The organism is Hymenobacter puniceus, assembly GCF_014333525.1.
Lineage (GTDB): Bacteria > Bacteroidota > Bacteroidia > Cytophagales > Hymenobacteraceae > Hymenobacter.
The window spans coordinates 39,159-61,388 of record NZ_JACSCX010000008.1; the positions used below are offsets into that span (position 1 = coordinate 39,159).

At 58.7% G+C, this 22,230-nt stretch carries 18 protein-coding genes; 13 read left to right on the plus strand and 5 right to left on the minus strand.

Features of this window, described 5'->3' with window-relative positions; translation table 11 throughout:
- Window positions 1–97 precede the first annotated feature (97 nt).
- The 12 genes from H8B14_RS18485 to H8B14_RS18540 all read left to right on the plus strand — a co-directional run bounded on the left by H8B14_RS18485 (window position 98) and on the right by H8B14_RS18540 (window position 12,140).
- The gene (locus H8B14_RS18485; RefSeq protein ID WP_187317158.1) at window positions 98–2,962 is read left to right on the plus strand and encodes a substrate-binding domain-containing protein; all 2,865 of its coding nucleotides are present in this window, start codon (window positions 98–100) and stop codon (window positions 2,960–2,962) included.
- Between the two features lie 180 nt (window positions 2,963–3,142).
- Complete coding sequence (locus H8B14_RS18490) at window positions 3,143–4,372, plus strand: alginate lyase family protein (protein WP_187317159.1); 1,230 nt, start codon at window positions 3,143–3,145, stop codon at window positions 4,370–4,372.
- 130 nt (window positions 4,373–4,502) lie between these two features.
- On the plus strand, window positions 4,503–5,690 hold the full coding sequence (locus H8B14_RS18495) for a glycoside hydrolase family 88 protein (protein ID WP_187317160.1): 1,188 nt from the start codon (window positions 4,503–4,505) through the stop codon (window positions 5,688–5,690).
- Window positions 5,691–6,180: 490 nt separating this feature from the next.
- A complete protein-coding gene (locus tag H8B14_RS18500) occupies window positions 6,181–6,735 on the plus strand; it encodes a TetR/AcrR family transcriptional regulator (protein WP_187317161.1) in 555 nt (184 codons plus the stop codon).
- A gap of 58 nt (window positions 6,736–6,793) precedes the next feature.
- Complete coding sequence (locus H8B14_RS18505) at window positions 6,794–7,738, plus strand: alpha/beta fold hydrolase (RefSeq protein ID WP_187317162.1); 945 nt, start codon at window positions 6,794–6,796, stop codon at window positions 7,736–7,738.
- Complete coding sequence (locus tag H8B14_RS18510; protein ID WP_187317163.1) at window positions 7,668–8,114, plus strand: DMT family transporter; 447 nt, start codon at window positions 7,668–7,670, stop codon at window positions 8,112–8,114. The genes H8B14_RS18505 and H8B14_RS18510 overlap by 71 nt, the downstream gene beginning before the upstream one ends.
- Before the next feature lie 2 nt (window positions 8,115–8,116).
- Window positions 8,117–8,596, plus strand: coding sequence for a GNAT family N-acetyltransferase (locus H8B14_RS18515; protein ID WP_187317164.1), 480 nt, complete (start codon window positions 8,117–8,119; stop codon window positions 8,594–8,596).
- On the plus strand, window positions 8,593–9,243 hold the full coding sequence (locus H8B14_RS18520) for an MOSC domain-containing protein (protein ID WP_187317165.1): 651 nt from the start codon (window positions 8,593–8,595) through the stop codon (window positions 9,241–9,243). Before H8B14_RS18515 ends, H8B14_RS18520 begins: the two co-directional genes overlap by 4 nt.
- Entirely contained in the window at window positions 9,240–9,662 is a 423-nt protein-coding gene (locus tag H8B14_RS18525) for a nucleoside deaminase (RefSeq protein ID WP_187317166.1), read from the plus strand. Before H8B14_RS18520 ends, H8B14_RS18525 begins: the two co-directional genes overlap by 4 nt.
- A gap of 210 nt (window positions 9,663–9,872) precedes the next feature.
- Entirely contained in the window at window positions 9,873–10,619 is a 747-nt protein-coding gene (locus H8B14_RS18530) for a Tn3 family transposase (protein WP_187317167.1), read from the plus strand.
- A 327-nt stretch (window positions 10,620–10,946) separates the two neighbouring features.
- Window positions 10,947–11,501: a hypothetical protein gene (locus H8B14_RS18535; protein ID WP_187317168.1), complete on the plus strand. Its 555-nt coding sequence runs from the start codon at window positions 10,947–10,949 to the stop codon at window positions 11,499–11,501.
- 294 nt (window positions 11,502–11,795) lie between these two features.
- Window positions 11,796–12,140, plus strand: coding sequence for a hypothetical protein (locus H8B14_RS18540; protein ID WP_187317169.1), 345 nt, complete (start codon window positions 11,796–11,798; stop codon window positions 12,138–12,140).
- A 252-nt stretch (window positions 12,141–12,392) separates the two neighbouring features.
- Here the strand turns inward: H8B14_RS18540 and H8B14_RS18545 are convergent, their stop codons facing one another.
- From H8B14_RS18545 to H8B14_RS20940, 5 genes are all read right to left on the minus strand, one after another.
- A complete protein-coding gene (locus H8B14_RS18545; RefSeq protein ID WP_187317170.1) occupies window positions 12,393–13,832 on the minus strand; it encodes a RagB/SusD family nutrient uptake outer membrane protein in 1,440 nt (479 codons plus the stop codon).
- 20 nt (window positions 13,833–13,852) lie between these two features.
- Window positions 13,853–17,101, minus strand: coding sequence for a SusC/RagA family TonB-linked outer membrane protein (locus H8B14_RS18550; RefSeq protein WP_187317171.1), 3,249 nt, complete (start codon window positions 17,099–17,101; stop codon window positions 13,853–13,855).
- Between the two features lie 943 nt (window positions 17,102–18,044).
- Window positions 18,045–19,682 carry a glycosyl hydrolase family 28-related protein gene (locus tag H8B14_RS18555; RefSeq protein ID WP_187317172.1) on the minus strand — a complete coding sequence of 546 codons (1,638 nt, stop codon included), beginning with the start codon at window positions 19,680–19,682 and terminating at the stop codon, window positions 18,045–18,047.
- A 21-nt stretch (window positions 19,683–19,703) separates the two neighbouring features.
- A complete protein-coding gene (locus H8B14_RS18560) occupies window positions 19,704–20,804 on the minus strand; it encodes a glycoside hydrolase family 88/105 protein (RefSeq protein WP_187317173.1) in 1,101 nt (366 codons plus the stop codon).
- Window positions 20,805–20,856: 52 nt separating this feature from the next.
- A complete protein-coding gene (locus tag H8B14_RS20940) occupies window positions 20,857–21,684 on the minus strand; it encodes a hypothetical protein (RefSeq protein ID WP_222840649.1) in 828 nt (275 codons plus the stop codon).
- A 299-nt stretch (window positions 21,685–21,983) separates the two neighbouring features.
- On the opposite strand from H8B14_RS20940, the gene H8B14_RS21200 reads away from it, so the two are divergent.
- Window positions 21,984–22,139 (plus strand): hypothetical protein, encoded by a 156-nt coding sequence (locus H8B14_RS21200; RefSeq protein WP_261990090.1) that lies wholly within the window; start codon window positions 21,984–21,986, stop codon window positions 22,137–22,139.
- Window positions 22,140–22,230: the final 91 nt, after the last annotated feature.

Here is a 22,230-nt window from a genome sequence, read left to right on the forward strand (position 1 = left end):
ATTAGGGAAGGCTGATTTGTACAGCCGGCTGTTCTGCTTTGTATATTTGAAAGGTTGCGCCTGCCATCTCACCCTGGGCCCAACCTTTAATCTCCCTGTGACGACAAAACTGTTTTTCCGCGCCTCAGCGTGGCTGGCGCCTGCTTTCCTGCTGTTGACTGCCTGTAGCGGGCCGGCGGCGCATCCTTCGTACCGCATCGGCTTTTCGCAGTGCAGCAGCACCGGCACCTGGCGGCAGGCGGTGCTAGCCGGCATGGAGCGGGAGTTGAGCTTCCACCCCGAAATGCAGCTGCGCATGCTGGATGCGCACGACAACAGTCAGCGGCAGCAGGAACAAATCCGGGAGCTGGTGCGCGGCGGCATCGACTTGCTCATTGTGTCGCCCCAGGAGGCGGGCCCCGTGACCCCAGCGGTGGAAGAAGCCTACCAGCGCGGCATTCCCGTGGTGTTGCTCGACCGGCGCATTACCTCGGAGCAATACACCGCCTTTGTGGGGGGCAACAACCTGGAAGTGGGCCAAACTGCCGCCCGCTACGCCGCGCGCTTGCTGAAGGAGCGAGGAAACGTGCTGGAGATTCTGGGGGGCGTCAATGCCTCCACCACGGTGAACCGGCATTTGGGCTTTGTCCAGGGACTGGCTGCATTTCCCAGCCTGCATCTGGTGGCGCAGGTCAACGGCAACTGGAACAGCATCGCTTTGCAGCCGTTGCTTACGGCCGCGCTGAAAGCGCATCCGGAGGTGTCGCTCATCTTTGCCCACAACGACGAGATGGGCCGTGGCGCTGCCGAGGTGTTACGGAAGCTTAGCCTCACCAGAAAGGTGCGAATCATTGGGGTGGATGGGCTGGAGCCGGCCTTGGTGGAGCAGCGCGTGCTCACGGCCTCGCTCCTGTACCCGCCCGCCGGCGAGGATGCTATTCGGACGGCGGTAAATATCCTCACCCATCAGCCCTTCAAGCGGGAAAATATCTTGGGTACAATGGTCATCGACTCGACCAATGCGGTGACCATGCGCCAGCAGACTGACAAGATGGTGAGCCAGCAGCGCGACATTGCCCGGCAGCAGGGCCTGTTACAGCACCTACTCGCCACTTACGCCACCCAGCATACGGCGCTGTATGGGCTGCTGGCCTCGCTGCTCGGGGCGCTGGCGCTGGGCGCGGTGGCGTGGCGCTCGGCCCGCAAAAACCGGCAAATCAACCGCGAGCTGGCCCTGCAAAACGCCGAAAACGACAAAATCAACCGCGAGCTGGGCAGCCGCAATGAGGAGTACGACCGCATCAACCACGAGCTGACCACCCAGAATGAGGAAAATGACCGCATCAACCGGCAGCTGCTGCACCAGAACGAGGAAATCAGGGGCCAGCGCAACCAGCTGGAGGTATTGGCCGAGCAGTCGCGCGCCGACACGGAAGCCAAGTTGCGCTTCTTCACCAATTTCTCGCACGAGCTGCGTACGCCCCTCACCCTCATCATGGGGCCGGTGGAGGAGCTGCTCACCAGTGGCCCGACCCTGACCGAAGGCCAGCGCCAGGACTTGACCTTAGTGCGCCGCAATACCCAGCGCCTGCTGCAGCTGGTGAATCAGTTGCTGGATTTTCGCAAAATTGAAGTGGGCAAAATGGCGGTACGGGCCACATCGGGCGACTTGGTGGCCTTCGTGCGCGAGATTGTGGAAGTGTTTGAGAAGCCGGCCCGCCTGCGCGGCGTGCAGCTGCGCTTACTAAGTGCCGCGCCGGAGCTCACGGCGTGGTTCGACGGGAATTTGTTGGATAAAGTCTTCTTCAATCTGCTGTCCAATGCGGTAAAGTTTACGCCCGACCAGGGAACGGTAACCATCAGCCTACAGCTGGCCGACAACGGGCAGGCCATTCAGGTGAGCATTGCCGACACGGGCCGCGGCATTAGCGAGCAGGACCGGGCGCACATTTTCGAGTGGTTTTACCAAGGCAATCAGGGGCCGGTGGCCAAAGGCTCGGGCATTGGCTTGGCGCTGGCGCACGGGCTGGTGCGCCTGCATCAGGGTCAGCTCACGTTCAGCAGCTTGCCGGGCCGGGGCAGCACCTTTACCGTGACGCTACCGCGGGAACTGCCGGCGGAGCTGCGCGCCGACAGCCCCGCCGATTCGTCGGAAATGCTGCTCGAAGTGCCCGAGCGTATTTTGGCCGATTTAAGCTTGGAAGCCGCGGCAGTTGCCCGGGCAGAAACCGATACGCTGGTGCTCGTCATTGAAGACAACGAGGAAGTGAATGACTTCCTGACGCGCAAGCTGGGCGGCGATTTCCGGGTGCAGAGCGCCACCGACGGCCACACCGGCTTCCGCCTCGCCACCGAACTCCTGCCCGACCTGATAGTGTGCGACGTGATGATGCCCGGCCTGAGCGGCCTGGAAGTGGTGGCCCAGCTGCGGGCCGACTGGCGCACCTCGCACATCCCGGTCATCCTGCTCACGGCCCGCGGGGCCGCCGAGCAGCAGGTGGAAGGCGTGCAGGCCGGGGCCGACCTTTACCTCACCAAGCCCTTCAACCCTACTTTCCTGCTCGAAAGCGTGCGCACCTTGCTGGCCAACCGCGCCCGCCAGCGGGCGCAGTTCCGCCGCGAGTTCCGCCTCGACGAAGCCGCGCCCACCCCCGACCAGAAGTTCCTGGCCGACCTCACCGCCACCGTGCAAACCCACCTGAGCGACACCAACCTGGGCGTGGAGGACGTGGCCCGCTACTTGGGCCTCACACGCATGCAGCTATACCGCAAAGTGAAAGCCGTGCTGGGCACCGGTGTCACGGAATTTATCCAAAGCCAGCGCCTGGAGAAGGCCGGCGAGCTGCTGCTCGACGAGTCGCGCTCCATCACGGACGTGGCATACGAGTTGGGCTTTTCCACACCGTCGTATTTCTCCAGCAGCTTCCGGGCGCGCTACCAGCTCTCGCCCTCGGAGTACCGCGCCCGCCACGTACCGCACTAAAAGGATTGTGACAGGCGTGCGCTAAAATTGAAACCGGGCCCTGTTCAGGCTCGGCTTTTCTGTTTTTATTTCATTCATTTTCAGTGGATAGCAGGAAATAATCGGTGTGAACACTTGCTGTTGAAAATCAGAAAGGGTGCGGTGCTGCCGATGCAGAACTTTGCATGGCTTCGGTTCCATATGATGTTTCAACCGTCTGTTATTATGATGTGCAAGTTTCTGGTTCGGTGCTGGGTAATTATCCTGCTAATTGGTGTGGTTGAGGGTACGGCCCAGGCGCAGAAAGGCGGCCGCCCAGCGTTTATTCTCCTCGATGGCACCCAGTTGGCGGCTTACAAAGCGGCCTACCAAAAAGGCAGCCCGGCTGAAACCAGGCAGGTGCAGGCCGCCGTGGCCGACGCCCAGAAAGCGCTGGCGCACGGCCCGTACACCATCGTGCGCAAAAGCCAGACGCCGCCCACCGGCGACAAGCACGACTATATGTCGCAAGCGCCCTACAGCTGGCCCGACCCGGCCAAGCCCGACGGCAAGCCATACATAAACCGCGACGGGCTGCGCAACCCCGAGGCCGCCGCCTTCACCGACGAGGACAACCTAGTGGACCTCATCAGCGACGTGAAAAAGCTGGGCGTGGCCTACTACTTCACCGGCAAGGAGGAATATGCCTCCAAAGCCGCCCAGCAGCTGCGCGGGTTTTTCCTGGACCCGGCCACGCAGATGAACCCTAATCTGAACTTCGCGCAGGCTATTCCGGGCCTCAATACGGGCCGCTGCTACGGCATGATTGAAACCCGCAACCTGGTGGAAATCCCCGACGCGCTAGCACTGATGGGCAGCAGCAAAAGCATTGATACGAAGCTGGTGAGCGGGCTGCAGGACTGGTTCCGGCAGTTCACCAACTGGGCCCTGACGAGCCCGCTGGGCGTGGCCGAAGGAAAAGTCGACAACAACCACGGCACTTTTTACGACGCGCAGGTGGTGGATTTTGCCCTCTTCACCGGCGACGAAGCCCTGGCCCGCAAGGTGCTAGAAACCCAAACCAAAGCCCGCCTTGCCACCCAGCTGCAACCCGACGGCGCGCAGCCCCTCGAGCTGGCCCGCACCCGCCCCTGGAACTACGTGACCATGAACATGCTGGGTTGGGTGCGCCTGGCCCGCCTGGCCGAGAAGGTCAACGTCGACCTCTGGAACTACGCCCTGCCCGACGGCCGCAGCCTGCACGCCGGCGTGGCCTGGTTGAAACCCTACTTACTGAAAGAGAAGCAGATGGAGCGCACCGACGTGGTGCCCATCAGCAACCACACCGCGTTGCTGCTCTACGACAAGGCTGGCCAGCACTACCCCGATTTGGCCGCCGACAAGGTCTTTGCCCTCTACCCGGACAACGTTCGGCGCCCCTGGACCTTGTAGCGAAGCGGCCCTGGGAGTATCGCGGTGGGACGATGGTGCCCCGGGGCCGCCGAGCTAAAACATGCACCGAAAGCCCACATGGCCCACTGTGCTGCTATCCCTTGCTAACCTTTCCTGAAATCCCTTTGCCATGAACGCAACGCGTCCGACGCTGCTGCTGCTGCTCGCGCTGGCGGGCCCCGCGGCGGCCCAAAAGTCCCCCACCATCCCCGTGGGCCAAGTGGTGGCGCTGGCCGAAGCGCAGTACGCCGCCTTGCTGCGGCAGTACCCCGACAGCACCCGGCAGCCGCGCAGCACCCAGCCCGACGGCTCGCTGCAGCTCACCAACTCCCGCAACTGGACCAGCGGCTTCTTTGCCGGCAACCTTTGGCAGCTATCCCGCTTCACGGGCAAGGACAGCTGGCGCCGCCGCGCCGCCGCCCGCACCGAAACCCTGGAAGCCGAGAAATACACCACCGACAACCACGACCTCGGCTTTATCCTGAACAACTCGTTCGGCCAGGGCTACGCCCAGACGCAGACGCCGAAGTACCGCGAAGTAGTGCTGCAGGGCGCGACTACGCTCTCGCGCCGCTTCAGCCCAAAAGTGGGGGCCATCCGGTCGTGGGACTTTGCGCCGTTCACCTATCCGGTCATCGTGGATAATCTGATGAACCTGGACCTGCTGTTTTCGGCCAGCAAGCTCAGCGGCGACACCACCTTCGCCCACATCGCCAAAACCCACGCCGATACCGACCTGAAAAACCGTTTCCGCAAAGACTACAGCACGTTTCACGTCCTCGATTTCAATCCCGCTACCGGCCAGCTGCGCCAGGCGATGACCCACCAGGGCTTTGCCGACCAGTCTTGCTGGGCCCGCGGGCAGGCTTGGGCCATCTATGGCTACGCCATGCTCTACCGCCACACCCGCGACCCGCGCTACCTGGCGGCCGCCCAGCACGCGGCCGACTACTTTCTCAAGCAAACCAACCGCATTCCGGACCACATTCCCTACTGGGATTTCAACGCGCCCGACATTCCCAACGCCCCGCGCGACGCGTCGGCGGCGGCCATCGCGGCCTCAGGCCTGCTGGAGCTCAGCAAATACGCCAAGAGCCCCAAAAAGTATTACCAGGGCGCCACCGGCCTGCTCAGCAGCCTCTGCACGCCGCAGTACCTGGCCACGGCCGGCACCAACAACTTCTTCCTGCTCAAGCACGCCACTGGCTACAAGCCCGCCAACTCGGAAGTGGACGTGCCGCTGGTGTACGCCGACTATTACCTGCTCGAAGCCCTCTGGCGCTACCAGAATTACGACCAGTTCGTGGCGCTGCTGTAGCAAGTGAAGTAATTGCTGTTCCGCAGCAGCTGTTGCCCGGTGCTGGCGCGCGTCTGCGGCGCGCTGCCCACTGGCGGGGAGTCTCCGGACGCCCGGTGCGCGCCGTTCGGACAGCGGGCAACGGCCGCGTCAGAGACGCGCGCCAGAAGTGGGGTTAGTCCACCTCGCGGTTGCTTTGAGCTCGGCTTTGAGGATGGTGGGCGCGCCCGGTGGGTCGGGATTGGCCTTGGTTAAAAGTTTGGTACAAAGGTTAAACGAGCCGACCATCAGGCGCTGCTTGGTTCACGGCCTTTTCGTAGCAGCGGGGGGATAAAATTACTCTAAGCCTGGAATGAAGCATCGTTAATACCTATCCAATGCTAGCAGGGGATTAGTGTGCGCTTGGCATCGACCGGTTCAGAACTTGGTAAAGAACGAGAAGCTGTCGAGACATGGCACGGCACAATTAGACAGACTTGTCTAATTGTATTCCGCTTTGTACCTTTGGCCCATGCCTGACCAACTCGATGTGCGCCAACGGCTAGTTGCCACGGCCTCCCGCTTATTCTACGAGCAGGGCTACGGCCTGACGGGCATCAACCAGATTATTGCCGAAGCGCGCATTGCCAAGGGTAGCCTCTACCAGCACTTCGCTTCGAAGGACGAGTTGTGCGTGGAGTACCTGCGAACCAAAAATCAGCAGTGGTTCGCGGCCCTCACCGCGTACTTAAACGCCACGCAGACGCCACGAGTGCTGGCCTGCTTTGACTTCCTGGTCGAGCATTCAGTTCGTGACCATTTTCGCGGGTGCAGCTTTTTAAATATCCTGGCCGAAGTGCCCGCCAGTCAGACCACCATCACGGCCGAAGCCCGGCGCCATAAACAGGCGCTGCGCACCCTGCTGCGGAGCTTGGTGGCGGAGGTGGCTCAGCCAGCCCCAGACCCCGAGGCCTTGGGCGATACGGTGTACCTCTTGTTTGAGGGAGCCATTACCGAAAGCCAGGTGCAGCAGCACGTGTGGCCCATTCAACTAGCTAAGCAGACAGTAGCCAAGCTGCTTAGCTAATTTTTTTGCCTGTCAATAGACAGACTTGTCTACTTTTCATTTCCAATTCCTTTTTCCCATGAGCACACTCCATCCGGTTTATTACCGCACCGTCCAAGTCGAGGGCCTCGACATCTTTTACCGCGAAGCCGGGCCGGCCGATGCACCGGTAGTACTGTTGCTGCATGGCTTCCCGACCTCCTCGTTTATGTACCGGCACCTGCTGGCCGGCCTCGCGGACCGCTACCGCGTCGTCGCGCCCGACTACCCGGGCTTTGGCCACAGCAGCTTCCCGGCCCCGGCAGATTTTGCCTATACCTTCGACCGACTCTCCGACGTGCTGGAAGGCTTCGTGGACGCGCTGGGCCTGACCCGGTTTTCGCTCTACGTGCAGGATTACGGTGCGCCGGTGGGCTTGCGCCTGGTCACGCGCCGGCCGGCGCTGTTGCAGTGTCTTATCGTGCAGAACGCCAATGCCTATCCGGTGGGCATCGGGCCTATCTTCGACCCCATTATTGCTATCTGGACCGACCGCAGCCCGGCGAAGAAGCAAAAGGTGATGGAGCTGTTTGAGTTGCCTGTTACCCGGTTTCAGTACGAAGACGGCACCTCCGACCCCACGCGCATCAGCCCCGATACCTACACGCTGGACCAAGTGCTGCTGGACCGGCCGGGCAACAAGGAAGCGCAGTTTCAGCTCCAGTACGACTACCGCAACAACCCACCCCAGTACCCGGCCTGGCATCAGATGTTCCGGCAGGTGCAGCCGCCGACGCTCGTGGTATGGGGTGAAAACGACCAGTTTTTCACCAAGGAAGGGGCTTTGGCCTACGCGCAGGACCTGCCCATCATTGAGTATCATTTCTACCCCGGTGGGCACTTCGTGCTGGAAGAATTCCACGAGGACATCACCGTCGCATCGACAATTTTCTGGCCCGCTACCTGCCCCAGCCATGATGCGGGCACTCTTGCCGCTACTGCCGTTGCTGGCCGGCGCCGCCATGGCCACCCAGGCCGCTATTAATGGCCAGCTTCGGGCGGCGGTGCATAGCCCGTTCGGGGCCGTGTTTATCTCGTTTCTGGTGGGCACGCTGACAGCGGGCGGGGTGCTGCTGGCTTCGGGGCAGGCGCTGCCGCCGTGGGCGCAGCTGCGGGCGGTGCCGCCGCACCTGTACGCGGGCGGACTGCTGGGGGCTTTTTTCGTGACCGCCACGGCCGTGGCCGTGCCGCGCTTAGGGGCGGCCAGCGTGTTCAGTGGGGTCGTCGCGGGGCAGTTGCTACTGGCGCTCTTGGTCGACCACTTCCACTGGCTGGGGGTGCCGGGGCGCGCCCTGACACCTGGTCGGGGTCTGGGGCTGCTGCTGCTGTTGCTGGGCGTGTACTTGCTTAACCGAAAATAGCAATGGAAGATACTGTGCGTATCGTGGCCTACGAGCCCCGCTTTCAACCTGCGTTTCAGGCCCTGAACGAAGCCTGGATTACCGAGCATTACGCCCTGGAGCCCCAGGACGTGGCCGTGCTGACGGACCCGCAGCGCCTGCTGCTGGACACGGGCGGCCTGATTTTCATGGCCCTGCTACACGAGGAGCCGGTAGGAACCTGCGGCCTGCGGCGGGTGAATGCCACTACGTTTGAACTCACCAAGATGGCCGTAGCGGCGGCTGTGCGCGGACAGGGAATCGGGGAGTTGCTGGCCCGGCACGCGTTGCGCATGGCGCGTGCCCACCGCGCCGAACGGGTCAAGCTCTTCACGCAAAAGGCGCTGCCGGCCGCCTACGCCCTGTACCGCAAGCTGGGCTTCGAGGAAATCGAGTTGCCGCTGTACCCCTATGCGCGCGCCGACACCTACATGGAACTCTCGTTAGCGAACCTCTCCCGATGAAGCAGCTTCTTTCCGTCCAAGTGGGCCAGCCGCGTACCGTAGCCTGGCAGGGGCGCTGGGTAAGTACGGGCGTTTTTAAAGCGCCGGTTGCCGAGCCCGTGGCGGTGGGGCCCGTAGGGCTGGCCGGCGACGGGCAGGCCGACCTGCGCGTGCACGGCGGCCCCGACAAAGCCGTGTACGCCTATGCCGCCGAACACTATTCGTATTGGGCCGAGCAACTGGTCGGGGCGATGCCGTCGGGGGCCGGCGTGTTTGGCGAAAACCTGACGACGACCGGCTTACTGGAACGCGACGTTTGCCTGGGCGACGAATTCGCCATCGGCAGCGCCGTACTCCGGGCCGTGCAGCCCCGAATGCCCTGCTTCAAGCTCGGAATACGGTTCAACGACGCGGGTATGGTCGCGCGCTTCGCCGCGGCCGGCCGCAGTGGCATCTACTTTCAGGTGCTGCGCGAGGGAACACTCCAGGCCGGCGACCCTATTCACTTGGTGCAGCGTTCCGCGTATGCGCTCAGCATCCAGGAGGTCGCCGACCTCTACTATGGCGTGACACAGGACCTGGCAGCTATCCGGTTGCTACTGTCGATGCCGCTGGTGCCAGAGCTATTGAAAAGTCAGTTTGCTCATCGTTTTCATCACGCCTTATGATGCGTATTCCAGACGGCAAGTACATGGCAGCTTGCTACCGGTTAGCGGAGCTTGCTGCCGCCGCTGGCAATCCGGCCGTGGGAGCGGTGGTGGTGTGCCAGGGGCAGATTGTCGGACAGGGTCAGGAAGCCACCCATTCCGAGCGGCGCGTGACGGCGCACGCCGAGTTGCTGGCGCTCCAGGATGCCCGGCAGCATCTGGGCCGCGCGGACCTTTCGGATTGTCGGCTCTATACCACGCACGAGCCGTGCGTGATGTGCGCCTATGCCATTCGATATCACCGCATTGCGCACGTAGTATATGGCCAATCGGTCCTGTTGCTGGGGGGAGCGACCTCCCGATTTCCTGTGCTTTCCACCCTGGAAGTACCGACGCATTGGGCCCCACTACCCCAAGTGAACGAGTGGAAAGCGTCTTGAAGGAACCGCTCGCGCCAGCTGTCTATCCGGTTCTCCGTTCGGGGAGCGCGGCCTGCAAGTGCTTGCGGTAGCGTTTGACGCTGGAGAGGCTGATGCCGGTTAGTTCCACGGTTTCGGCCACGGACAGGCCTTTTTCCAGCGCCTTTCTCACTTTGGCCAGGTTCTCCGCGTCAAGCCCTTCTGGATGAGATTCTGGGCAACGAAACGGAGTTGGTCATCGTCGAGCACGCCACCGACACGCACGGCTACACCGACCTCATCTTTGGCCTGTTCGATTTACTCGGTTTGCAGTATTCGCCCCGGCTGCGCGACATTGGGGACCAGAAATTATGCCGCATCCGGGGCCGGGAATTGACCTATCCGGGCCTGCACTTCACCGGCCACATCCAACCCGGCTACATCGAAGCGCGGCTGGACGACCTGCTGCGGGTAGCCGGCTCCTTCAAGCTGGGCTACGTCACGGCGTCGCTCTTCATCAGCAAACTCCAGGCCTACCCGCGCCAGCACGGGCTGACCTACGTGTTGCAGCAGTACGGGCGGCTCATCAAAACGAACTTCATCCTGCGCTACCTACTTAGCCGGCCGCTACGCCGTAAGATTCACGTCCAGCTCAACAAGGGTGAGCGTCTGCACGCTTTGCGCGTATTTCTCTGGTTCGGCGGCGACGGAATGATTCGGCGCAAGCAGGAAGAAGCCCAGCAAGAAGTAGTCGGGGCATTAAACTTAGTGACCAACCTGGTCGTGCTCTGGAACACGGTCTACCTGCAACAAGTCATCGAAACGTTGCGCGCCGAAGGTGTGGAGGTGCGCGACGAAGACCTGGTCCACCTCTCGCCGGCCCGCTTCGAACACCTCAACCGATTAGGTAAATACACCTTCCCGCGCAGTGTCGAAGTACAACCCAACGGCTACCGCCCTCTACGTACCCCAACCACCGGGGCCGGGGGCTTAGAGTAATTTTATCCCCCCGCTGCTACGAAAAGGCCTTCACGCTCACTACTGCGCGGCGATGGGGTCAATAAGGTGCACCTTGCTGGCCCCCACCAATCAGTGACAGTTGGGGAGGTGAAAACGAGGCCAAAAAGTGGGACCACTTAGTAAGGGGGATGGCCCCACCTTGTTGCCCTATTCGGCACGTTCAGCAATTTCGCCTTCAGCACGGAAACTTACTGCAGAGTAGACGGGGAGCACTGGTGATAAAAACGACAAACAACACTGTGGCCAGTTGGTCGAATTTCGGCGCGGAGGCGGGGTATTTCAGCATCCGTATATTTACTTCGTAATATGGCTCTTACGTCAGCCCGCAATGGTTATCAATCGCAGTTTCAAGCTTTTTTGACTGGCATGGAAGAACAGCCCACAGAACCAATTGGGATTAAATTGAAAGCGCTGTTGGTCGCTTGGGTAGTGCTGGTGTTTGGGACGAGTGCGCTCCTCGTCCTGGCCAGCCCCCTGCACTTTAAACCGTACAGCCCGCAGGTGCTGGTCAACTTTTTCCGCACCACCTGGGAAGTGGCCGACGAGGTCGGACCCGTGGTGAAGATTTCGCTTATTCTGCTTTTCACGCTCTTGATTATCACCAGTGAGAAGCTTGTTAAGCCCCAACACGCGACTACCTACGCCGCGCGTGCCCTGGTAGCCGTCCTAACGACGGTCGCGGTCCTAGGCGCGCTGCCAGCAGCATACTCCCGCGGTTTTGGCATCGGGTTGACAGGGACCCGGTTTGACGACCGAACTATCTGGGTCTACTTGCTCGGGGCCGTTCTCAGCGGGGTGGCCTATCAGTATTCCCTGCAGAAGCAGCAGTCACAGTTAGGACGCTCTTCCCCGCGCCCCTAGGGCATTGTAAACGAAGCTAGTGCTGGCCCGCAAGTCGTCCAGTAAACCGGTGGCCTAAGCAGGAGAGCGGCTGCCTGTTTAACCTTTGTACCAAACTTTTAACCAAGGCCGGGATTACGCAAAAAATGTTAGTTCTTGTGGAGGGCAGGCAAAAGCCCGGCCATCGAAAAGGTGACCCTTCACGCGAGGGATGCAGCCATAGCCTTCAGCTAAACGATACGGATGAGGGCAACACACGCCGTTTGGGGGCAGATGCGCCCCCGGCGAGTCTTTCTCTTGGACAGCCTGGGAGCCTTGCTCTCGGCCATCGCGTTGGGCTTTATCTTGCCGGTATTCGAGCGCAGCGTGGGCTTGCCGGTGCAGACACTTCATTTACTCGCTTTGCTGGCGGCCGTGTTTGCGTCCTATTCGCTGGGGTGCTTCTGGAGTAAGCCCGCCAACTGGCGACCTTTTTTGCAAGCCATTGCGCTGGCGAACCTGCTGTACGGTGTCATGACTGTGGCTTTGCTCCTGTTCCATTACCAGAAGGTAAAGGCCTTGGGCTGGCTGTATTTCGGGCTGGAGCTAACCGTGATTGTGCTGCTCTCCCGATGGGAACTGCAAACGGCGGCTCGCCCGAATTGCCAAGACGACCAATAAAACCGGGTAACGGGAAGCAGGAAGGACGCGCTTGACGGTGGGTGAACGTTTTCGGCTACGCGAGAGGCTACAGTGGGCAATGGTTGGCGTGTCGACAGTTCGGCTTTACCCACGCCTCTTGCTGAACGTGGGCGGCGCTCGGCATGCGGTTGAAGCGTCGATTTCAGGATACCTACACTTGCGAAACGAGCTGGGGAGGCCACCGAATCCGTTACGGTAACCTCCCTAGCTCGTTTGCAATTCAGTCCCGTCCTAATACCCCGGATTCTGAACCAGCTTGCTATTGAGCAGGATTTCGACCTGCGGAATGGGAAACAGCACCTTATTGGCATCCGGCGCCAGGTTGGCATTGGCGGCGTCGAGGGTAGTGTACTTGGCTTTGAAGGCCTGCATGGTGCTGATGGCTTTGTTCCAACGGATAAGGTCGTGCCAGCGGTGGCCTTCGAAACACAGTTCCACCCGGCGCTCCTGCTCGATGGCCAGTTGCGTGTCGGCAGTGTTGAGCGTCAGGGGCTTGGCGGCCAGGCCGGCGCGGGTGCGCACGCGGTTGATTTGCGGGATGGCTAGGGCGGTTTTGCCGTTGTTGTTCAGCGCCTCGGCGTACATCAGCAGCACGTCGGCGAAGCGGATGATGGGCCAGTCGTTGTCGCCCTCGTTCGGGGCCAGCACGTTGTACACGAACTTCTTGGCGTAGTAGTCGGTGGCGTTGCCGGTGCCGAAGGCGATGAGGAAAGCGGCTTTGCGCTGGTCGCCGGCCTCGAAGGCGTCGTTGAGGTCCTTGGTACCGAGGTTGGTGCTGGCACCGGCCACGGTGGTCACGTTGGCATTCACTGGGGCGAAGTTGTAGGCAAAGTTGTTGCCCTCGCCGTTGCCGGAGCTGAAGTACTGGCAGGCGAAGACGATTTCGGCATTATTATCCTTGCCCACGCCAAACACGTTGTTCACGTCGGGCAGCAGCTGGTACTGCGTGAGGGCCACCACTTCGGCGAGCTTAGCTTCGGCTAAAGCCCATTTTTTCTGCTGCAAATACACCTTGCCCAGCAGGGCCTTAGCGGCGCCGCTGGTGGCGCGGCCCACGTTGGCGGGGGGGTAGGAAGCGGGGAGGGCGGCTTCCGCCTCAGTCAAATCCTTTTCAATTTGGGCGTACACCTCGGCGGCGGGCGTGCGCACCAGGGCCAACGCTTCGGCCTGGCTCTTGATTTCGGTGAGCACCAGCGGTACGTCGCCGAAGAAGCGCACCATATTGAAGTACATCAAAGCGCGCAGAAACTTGGCCTGGCCCTCAATTTGGGGGCGGGTGGCGGGGTTGGCATACGGCACCTTGTCGGCATGGAACAGCGTCACGTTGGCCCCGGCGATGACGGTGTAGTGCTGGTTCCAGGCCCCGGCGATGTTGCCGTTGTTCACCAGCCAGTTCAGCTTGTCGAACTGCCCAAAGCCCACCTCGCTGGAGTTGATGGTGCGGGTGTTGTCGGAGGGCAGCTCGGTGAACTGGAAGTAGCCGTTGTACACGGCCCGCATCGAGCCGTAAGTACCCGTGAGCGCGCCCTGAATGTCGGCCTCGGTCTTATAAAAGCCGCTCACGGGAATAATATCCTGGGGCGTGAGCTCCACAAAATCTTTGCAGCCGTAGCTGCTCACCGTGAGGCCGGACAACAGCAAAGCACGGAGGATGAGCGTAGTTGGTTTCATGATATTCAAAAGTCAACAGATTAAAAACCAACCGTGAGGCCACCCGTGAACACCCGGATACCGGGGTAGCTGCTTTGGTCGAGGCCGGGCGTGATGAGCGAGCCGCCGTTGATGCTTGTTTCGGGGTCGTAGCCGGGGTAGCGGGTGAAGGTGAACAGGTTCTGGCCGGTCAGGTACAGGCGCAGGGTCTGCAGCTTCACGCGTTTGAGCAGCGGGGCCGGCAGGGTGTAGCCGAAGGTCAGGTTGCGCACCCGTAGAAACGAGCCGTCGTACACCTGCCGGTCCGTCAGCTGGTTGCCGGGGTTGAAGCCGCCGGCCGAGATGCGGGGCCAGGTCGTTTCCACGTCGGGAGCGTCGGGGCTCCAGGTGTTTTTGTAGAAGTCGCGGGTAATGTTGGTGCCGTTGGCGGCCAGCGTATAAAACTGGCGGATGTTGCCCATAATCACGTCGCGGCCCTGCACGCCCTGCAGGCTCAGGCTCAAATCAAACGCCTTGTAGGTGAAGGTTTGATTCAAACCGTACAGGAAATCGGGCACGCCCTGGCCGATTTTGGTCCGGTCGCCCTCGTCAATCTTGCCGTCGCCGTTCTGGTCCTTGATAATCCAGTTGCCGATGCGGTCGCTCTTGTTGCCCGTCTGGGCGTTGGTGTCGAGGTCGGCCTGGTTCTTAAACACGCCTTGCACTTCGAAGCCGTACATGTCGCCCAGCGGCTCACCCACTATCAGCTGGTACGAGTTGTTCCAGCCAAACACCGACGCCTGGGCCGGCAGCGAGGTCACCCCACCCAAATCGAGCACCTTGGTGCGGTTGCCCGAGATGTTGCCGTTCACGTTCCAGCGCACCGGCCCCAGGTTGACCGTGGTGCCCAGGGCCAGCTCCAGGCCGCGGTTGCGCAGCCCGCCGATGTTGGTGCGGTAGGAAGTGGCAAAGCCGAACGCGCCGGGCAGGCTCTGGTTCAGCAGCATGCCGGTGGTTTCGCGGTTGTAATAGTCCAGCACCAGGGTGATTTTGTCGCCAAAAAATCCGGCGTCGATGCCCAAATCGGTCTGCTGGTTTTTCTCCCAGGTCAGGTCGGGGTTGCCCAGGCCGCGCTGGCTGTAGCCGTACACCCGCGCCCCGCCGAAGCTGTAGTTGCTGTTGCCCTCGCTGTTTAAGTAATTAAAGGAGCCGATGTTGGCATTGCCGGTCTGGCCGATGCTGGCGCGGAACTTCAGCTCGTTCATTACCGGCTTGATGCCCTGCCAGAAGTCTTCCTCACTCACCCGCCAGCCTAGCGAAGCCGACGGGAACACGGCGTAGCGGTTGTTCGGCCCAAAGCGCGACGAGGCATCGGTGCGCAGCGCCGCCGACAGCAGATACTTCTTGCGGAAATCGTAGGTCAAGCGTCCGCCGTAGCTCAGAAAGGCGTTTTGGTCGTAGCTCAGTTCGCCAATGCGGTCAGGCGAGGCCAGCGGGTTTTCGAGCAGGTCGGTGGAAATAGTGCCCGGCCGGGCCGTGGTGGCCGTGTTGCGGGCCTGAAATTTCTGCAACGAAAACAGCCCCAGCAGCCCAAAATTGTGGTCGCCCACCTGCTTGGTGTAGGTGGCCGTGTTTTCCCACAGAAAGTCAACCGCCTGGTTCGAGCTTTCGCGGGCAAACACCGAGGCCAGCACCGGAGTGGAAAGGTTGGCGCCGCGGGCCGCTTCCGAGGCCAGGGTGGCCGGAATGTAGGCCGATTGGTTGTCGGTGGTGAGCGTGCCGCCGCCAGCCGTTTTCAGCCGCAGCCCTGGCAGCGGCGAATATTCCAGGAATGTGTTGGCAAACACCCGGTAGCTGGTGAAAGTGTTCTGGTTCAGGTCCACCGTTTGGCGGGGGTTGAAGACGTTGGCCGTGTAGAACGCGGTGTTGTTAGCGCCGATGACCTGGTTGACCGGCGTGCCATAGTCGCCGTTGGCGATGAACACGGGCAGCGCGGGCGACTGCAGCAGGGCCAGCGACGTGGCATTGGGCACGGCCCGGGTGCCATTGTTGGCCGGCCCGCCCGATTGGTTGTAGGCCCCGTTGGCCGCCTGCCGGTCCTGAATGCCCAACGACGGCGCCACCGACACCCCGATTTTCAGCTTAGAGGTGAGGTTGGCGTCCAGGTTGAAGCGCAGGTTAAATCGGTCGAAGGACGAGCCCAGCAGGACACCATCCTGCTTAAAATACGCCCCGGAAACATTGAATCGAGCTTTTTCCGTGCCGCCCGAGGCCGACAGCTGCACGCTGCGAATCACGGCATCGCGGTAAATCTCGTCCTGCCAGTCGGTATCGGGCAGACTGCCGGGGTCGTTCAGGAACACGGGCGGCAGCGGGTTCGCCCCCGTGCCAAACCCGCCCGTGACGGGGTTGAAGTTTTGCTGCCGCACCCGGTCTTTTTGCCAGTCGATGTATTCGTCGCGGCCCAGCACGTCCAGCTTTTTGGCGATGCGCTGAATGCCCGTGTAGCTCGACAGGGTGAACCGCGTCTGGCCCGATTTGCCGCGCTTGGTGGTCACAATCACTACGCCGTTGGCCGCCCGCGAGCCGTAGATGGCCGTAGAAGCCGCATCCTTCAGCACCGAAATGGCCTCGATGTCGTTGGGATTGATGAGGTTGAACTGCGCCGCATCCTGTAATGGGTAGCCGTCCACCACGTACAGCGGGTCGGAGGAAGTGCCCAGCGAGGTGCCGCCCCGGATAACAATGGTTGGCGGCGCGCCCGGCGCCCCGCCCTGGTCCGACTGCACGGCCACGCCCGGCGCCAGCGCCGCCAAGGCTTCGCCCGGGGTAGCCACGGTTTGCCGGCCAATGGCCTCGCCGTCAATCTGCGTCACGGCCGAAGTCAACGTTTTCTGCGACTGTTCGCCGTAGGCAATCACCACCACTTCGTTGAGCCTCTGCGCATCCTCACGCAGCGTCACGCTGATGTCGGTGCGGCCATCCACAGCCACTTCCTGCGCCGCAAAACCGATGTAACTAATGCTCAACATCGGGTTGGCCACCGTGGCCGGGATACTCAGCGCAAACGTACCGTCGGGGCTGGTGGAGGTCCCGATGGTGGTGCCCTTCACTACTACGGTCACGCCGGGAAGGGCACTGCCTTTGTCATCCACGACGCGGCCTTTCACGGTGATGTCGGCCTGCACGGTGGCCGAGGTTAGGCTGGCGGCCGGGGCCGGACTAGCTGCCAACGCTACGCCCGACACGGGCACCAGCAACAGCGCAGCAGCCGCCCCGTGCAAGCGAGCAGACGGTAAAAAATGAATCATAGAGAAATGAGAATGGGTGGGATTGCAAAAAAAGACTACAGGAAGCGCCACTAGCTCGATCACAAAAACCAAGGTTCCCCAGACTGCTTCAAACGGCAAAAGCAGCTCTTGCAGAAGCTTGCCTTTGCCGTTTTCATAGCGTGCCTGATAAGGAGTTAGCGTGCCAAAGGTCTATGTCGAAACGGCCATTCTCTTTCTCATTTTTGACAGGGATTGTTCACATTGATATTATTTGTTAATTCACTGAATAACAATGTTATGATTATTGATAATTTGTAATCTTGAGAGGCTGATTTTCATTTTTAGCACGCATCTGTCGCAATACTTCTAGTGGTTACGCTTACCCGTCGCAAAGCGTATTCACTATCCAGGTGTAAAGTGGAGTTAGCAGAAAGCGGCGCGACGCTGCAACGAGATACCCCGAAATCGGCAGAAATGCACCACACAGAAAGGCCCGAAGCAACACTGCTTCGGGGTCTTTCAGGTACTTGAAATAACATTAGTCTACTCCCTGACACCCTTCCGGCGCACCTGCCCAGTGGGCGTGGTTGCGGTGGGGGTACGGATGCGTTTGGTCAGTCCTGGCAGTCCCAGTTGGCCGCTGCGGTTTAGGGCTCGCCGCAGGCAGAGCAGGTTGTTTCTGCTGGTCAAGGCTGCGTCGATTGCTCTGGCATCAAGACCGTGGTTCAGAACACCGGCCTGAGATTGGGAAGCTCACTCTTGCTTTCACTAGGGCTTGGCGTGCCGGAACTGCTGGCCTGGGTAGTGCGGAAGTGTGGCTCGGATTTGCTTTGGGTGTAAGTCAGCCGGTCGATAAGCGTGCCAGTGACGTTGCACCAAAACAGGCAGGTGAAGTTGGCCGTGGAGCGGCCGGTGATGGCGTAACTGACAACGTCGGTGAAAGGTAAAAATCATCGACACCTCTATCGAAATCCTAACTACTTCATTTACGTGACTTTAGTCTTCTTTCTAGTTGGTCTAAATAAAGGGATTTTGGTAGCAAATATTCTCCTTTCCCTATGCCTTCCTTAAAATCTTCAGGGGACGAATCGTATTCATACTGTTTTATCTTACCAGCAGTTGGCGAGGTTTTAACATCACTGGCTGGACCGCTGGTCCCAATGATGTATCCCCACCCAAACTGCTCTGAATTGATTACATAAGGAGATTTTGCTGGATAGGCTTCACCTATCGTATTCCAATAAACACTTTGGGTGGTTGGGTAGCCATGCATATCCGGCAGTGTACCCCAAGGCCTGAATTTGGCTTCTAAAAAATCTTTGTTTAGCGTAGTGTTATCAAATAGATTAGACATGCTCAGGTGCATGTGAAAATCACTGGCAAGCGTTGAATTCTCTCCCCTGCATCGCAGAATGACATTGCCATTGCTTCTCATAGATTTAAAATCGTAATTGTGGCGGGCATAGGCTGCAAAAGAATCTTTAATAAGGCAGTCATTAGAGGCCAAAATGTACATATAACCATTTCCGCCCTCTCCAAAGTATTGGGTTTTCTGAAAAGAGCAAGCATTAACCGTTACAAATCTAGAATTCTGCAATAGAATTCCACTGGAAACCAAGTGAATATCGCCTTCATTCTCTTCTGGCTTGTAAGTGCTTACATTCCTAATCCAGCAATTAATAGCACCGTTTATCATGATTAGATTAGAGCTGTGTACTTCGTAGGCAGCTGTGCCACTAACATTAAAATCCAACATCCCCAAACCTGGTAATATCGATTGCCTGTTTGCAATCGAAAAATTTTCAATTCCAACTTCGCTTAAGGCAGGTTTTACTTTATAAACTCTCGCATTGTCCCTTTTTTTAAGAAAATACCTGGTAGGCGCATCAACCAATAGGGTGTTTGCTTTTTTATCTACCGCAATGATGTATCGGTAAAATATGGTTCCGACAAGCGAGGTTTCCCACAGACTATCCATGTCATGCTCTGTGATAAACCCCTTGGTAACATCGGTTCTCAACACTATCCAATCGCCCACCTTAAAATCCTGGACAGATGAAACCGGGATAGTTTGAGTAGGAAGCAGCAAGTCTTCCGTTATGCTAACGGCTTTGCTGTCGGGGCTAAGCCAATTTCCACCAGCGGACGGTTTAGCTTCTATGATGGAGGTATTTCTGACGTTGGAATTGTCGTTGAATAGGAAGGTTTTGCCCGTGCCTGCGCCCCTGAGCACCACGTTGCTGTAACTTATTCTTAGCGAATTGGCCTTGGTAGCGGAAACATCAATCCTGTATTTTCCTGCTGGCAAATACACCACGCCGCCGCCACGTTGGCCTACATCGTTCAATGCTTTTTGAATAGAGGCTGTTGCATCCTCTTTCCCGGTATTATCTGCTGCATGGGGGGCTTTCGTGACGTCTACTATGTTCTTCTGTATATCGGGAATCGCCTGCTCCCCACGATGGTATCCGGCATAGGAAAAATCGTGCAGGAATCTGCCTTCGCTATCCTGCATTCCAGGCTTCCAGTTTTGAGGATATAAGCTGCTTCTCCACTCCTGGGAGAATACCGGGCAAGCAGCAAATAGGAAGACGGCCAGGAGGATGTAATTCTTGTTCATGAATTCTGATGGCTTAGGAGCTTACTTCATTTTTAGCACTTCGCTGCCGGCAAGCAGAAATGCACCCGTGCCATAGTTTTGCCAGCTTTCCGCAGTCGCCGGGCGAGGGTCGAAGCCTATGTTTTGGACATAGCCAACCATGCCGTCAGGTTTCTGCATTTTCAGCAATGCGGGCCAGGCTTTCGCTACCACAGGCTTGAAATCGGAAGGATTCAGCAAGCCATTGTTGATTCCCCAGGCAATGCCATACGTGAAGAAGCCACTGCCGCTGGTTTCCGTGTGGTCGTATGATTCGGGGGAGAGTAGGCTGGTAGTCCACATGCCGTCAGGTTGCTGCAGGCCTTTTACTTTGACAGCCATCTCTTTAAAAAGCTGTTCGAAAAAAGGGCGCTGAGCGTAGTCTTTCGGCAGGTCTTGCAGGATTAAGGCCAGGCCGCCCAAAACCCAGCCATTTCCTCGGGACCAAAATATCTTTTTGCCGTTCTTTTCTTTCTTATCAGTGCTTGCGCCCGTCCATAAAAACCGGTCGTCTCTGGCAAAAAGATGTTCTTCCTTATCATAGAGCAAGTCGTAGGTTTCCTTGTAATGCTTGTACATGTCGTCCAGCAGAACGGGATTATTGTTCCTTTCAGCAAGTACCGTGAAAACCGGCGGAGCCATAAAAAGCGCGTCGCACCACCACCATAGCGGCTTATTGCGCGGTTGTTCCTGCTGATAAGCCAAATGCTTTTTGATGAAGTCTTCGGTTGGTACCAAGTTCGCGTCTTTGTCGCCGATGGCTGCCAGATACAGGTAAGCGTAACTGATGGCTACATCGTCTGCGCTATTTATGCGGATATACGTTTGCCACTCGTTCTTCTTCGCCATTCCCTGCAGCGCCTTTAAAAACGCAGCGTCGCCGGTGGCCTCGTGAGCTTTAGCGACTCCAGTGTAGTAGGCGCCGTTGGTCCAGTCCTTGGTCGACTTTTCGACGATTGGATGGGCCTCCTGCCACGCCAACGCACTGAGCATTGCCTTTTTCGTGCGTGAAGCAGTTACGCTTCCGCTTGCATTTTTAGCCGTAGTACAGGCTTGCGTGAAAAAGAGAACAGCGGATAAGTAACCAATTAAAAGAAAGCGCATTATGATTAGATTTGGCTTGGGTGGGCAAGGGTAATTATTGGCAATCTGCCAGTTATTGCAGTTTTCCCGCAGCGTTTTCCAACACTACTTTGGAGAGGATGGCGGTGTCTACTTTATCCGGAATGTGTGAGCAGAAGCCAATGCCAACGTAAAAAGGCTCTTTGAAGGCGAGTTTAATCGGGTCGCCCAGCTGGTGCATGGGTTCTCCATTTAGACTGATGAACATTGCATAGCTTTCGCCCCGCTTTTCTATGCCGATGCGCATGGCGCTTTTTTCCGGAACCTTCATTTGCAGAACCATCTTGTTCTTTTCGGGCCGCCAGGCTAAGTGCATCAGGCCCGCGCCGTGACGGGCTACCATGGCTTCTTCGGAATCATCGTCAAGGCTTTGCCGGATAATCACCACCGCTTTTCTGTCAAAAAAGCCTGTCTCATTTGGAAACTTGACATCGGCCGCCAGGGATATATCACCAGACATTTTCTTCCACAGGAAGCGGAATTCATCTCTGGTATACCAAATATTATAACCGGCGGAATTGATGGTGTATTCTTTCGTAGTCGGTTCGAAACTTGATGTTCCGGGCACCAGTGATGCTCCCACATCGCTCTGGCCATCAAAAATGCCAATACGCTTGCTTGACGTTTTGGTGGCTCGGTGAAAATCCGCTGGCGGCGGGACCTGCTTATGGGTTGCTGAGCCGGGCAATGCCCAGTCTGGCACAACCGGTTTCGTTGCTGCCGTTTGTGAATCATTGACCTTGCACGAACCAACACAGCACGTAGCCATCAACGCTGCAATGGCTATTGCCGGGTTTCTACCAGCACACAGATGCAAAGAAGCGTTGCGCGCTCCTCTCAGCATTTTTAATAGGTTTTTCATGCTTTGCCGATGTTCATGTGCTGCCTTTATTAAGCGATTAATGTCTTGATTTGAATCATATCGTTTGAAAATAGGCGGTGGTCTAAATCAGGATGGGTTTCGTGGAAGGTTGATGGCAACGACTCAGCATTTGCGAGCCAAATGTGGCAGCGAGCAAATTCATCGCAACGGCCACACCTGTGGTCCTGCCCGGCACTGTAGCGCCTGCGACCAAAAAAATCGCAGCTAAAGCGCTGAGATGCCCTTGAGCTGGATGAAATGTGGACGTTTGTGGGCCACAAACGGCACAAATTCTGGCTGTGGTTGGCCGTCGAACGCGCCAGCCGACGCGTCGTGGCCCGGAAGCGGCGGGCCGGCGCGATGCAGTTACGGCCCGCCGCTTCCGGGCCGCCCTGCCCAAGCGCTGCCGCCGTCATGGCTGGTATGTTACGGACCTGTTTCCGGCCTACGCCTAGGCGTTGCCACCCGGCGCGCATTGGCCCTGCCCCAAGGGCTAAGGCCAAACCAACATCGTGGGAGCGCTAAATTGCTCTCGGCGTCAGCAGT

Bases quoted from the DNA above. Each gene is read 5' to 3' on its own strand.
- H8B14_RS18535 (WP_187317168.1), top strand. From the start codon at position 10,947: ATGGCTCTTACGTCAGCCCGCAATGGTTATCAATCGCAGTTTCAAGCT.
- H8B14_RS18550 (WP_187317171.1), bottom strand. From the start codon at position 17,101: ATGATTCATTTTTTACCGTCTGCTCGCTTGCACGGGGCGGCTGCTGCG.
- H8B14_RS18525 (WP_187317166.1), top strand. From the start codon at position 9,240: ATGATGCGTATTCCAGACGGCAAGTACATGGCAGCTTGCTACCGGTTA.
- H8B14_RS18510 (WP_187317163.1), top strand. From the start codon at position 7,668: ATGATGCGGGCACTCTTGCCGCTACTGCCGTTGCTGGCCGGCGCCGCC.
- H8B14_RS18505 (WP_187317162.1), top strand. From the start codon at position 6,794: ATGAGCACACTCCATCCGGTTTATTACCGCACCGTCCAAGTCGAGGGC.
- H8B14_RS18560 (WP_187317173.1), bottom strand. From the start codon at position 20,804: ATGCGCTTTCTTTTAATTGGTTACTTATCCGCTGTTCTCTTTTTCACG.
- H8B14_RS18545 (WP_187317170.1), bottom strand. From the start codon at position 13,832: ATGAAACCAACTACGCTCATCCTCCGTGCTTTGCTGTTGTCCGGCCTC.
- H8B14_RS18490 (WP_187317159.1), top strand. From the start codon at position 3,143: ATGATGTTTCAACCGTCTGTTATTATGATGTGCAAGTTTCTGGTTCGG.
- H8B14_RS18495 (WP_187317160.1), top strand. From the start codon at position 4,503: ATGAACGCAACGCGTCCGACGCTGCTGCTGCTGCTCGCGCTGGCGGGC.
- H8B14_RS20940 (WP_222840649.1), bottom strand. From the start codon at position 21,684: ATGAAAAACCTATTAAAAATGCTGAGAGGAGCGCGCAACGCTTCTTTG.
- H8B14_RS18500 (WP_187317161.1), top strand. From the start codon at position 6,181: ATGCCTGACCAACTCGATGTGCGCCAACGGCTAGTTGCCACGGCCTCC.
- H8B14_RS18520 (WP_187317165.1), top strand. From the start codon at position 8,593: ATGAAGCAGCTTCTTTCCGTCCAAGTGGGCCAGCCGCGTACCGTAGCC.
- H8B14_RS18555 (WP_187317172.1), bottom strand. From the start codon at position 19,682: ATGAACAAGAATTACATCCTCCTGGCCGTCTTCCTATTTGCTGCTTGC.
- H8B14_RS18515 (WP_187317164.1), top strand. From the start codon at position 8,117: ATGGAAGATACTGTGCGTATCGTGGCCTACGAGCCCCGCTTTCAACCT.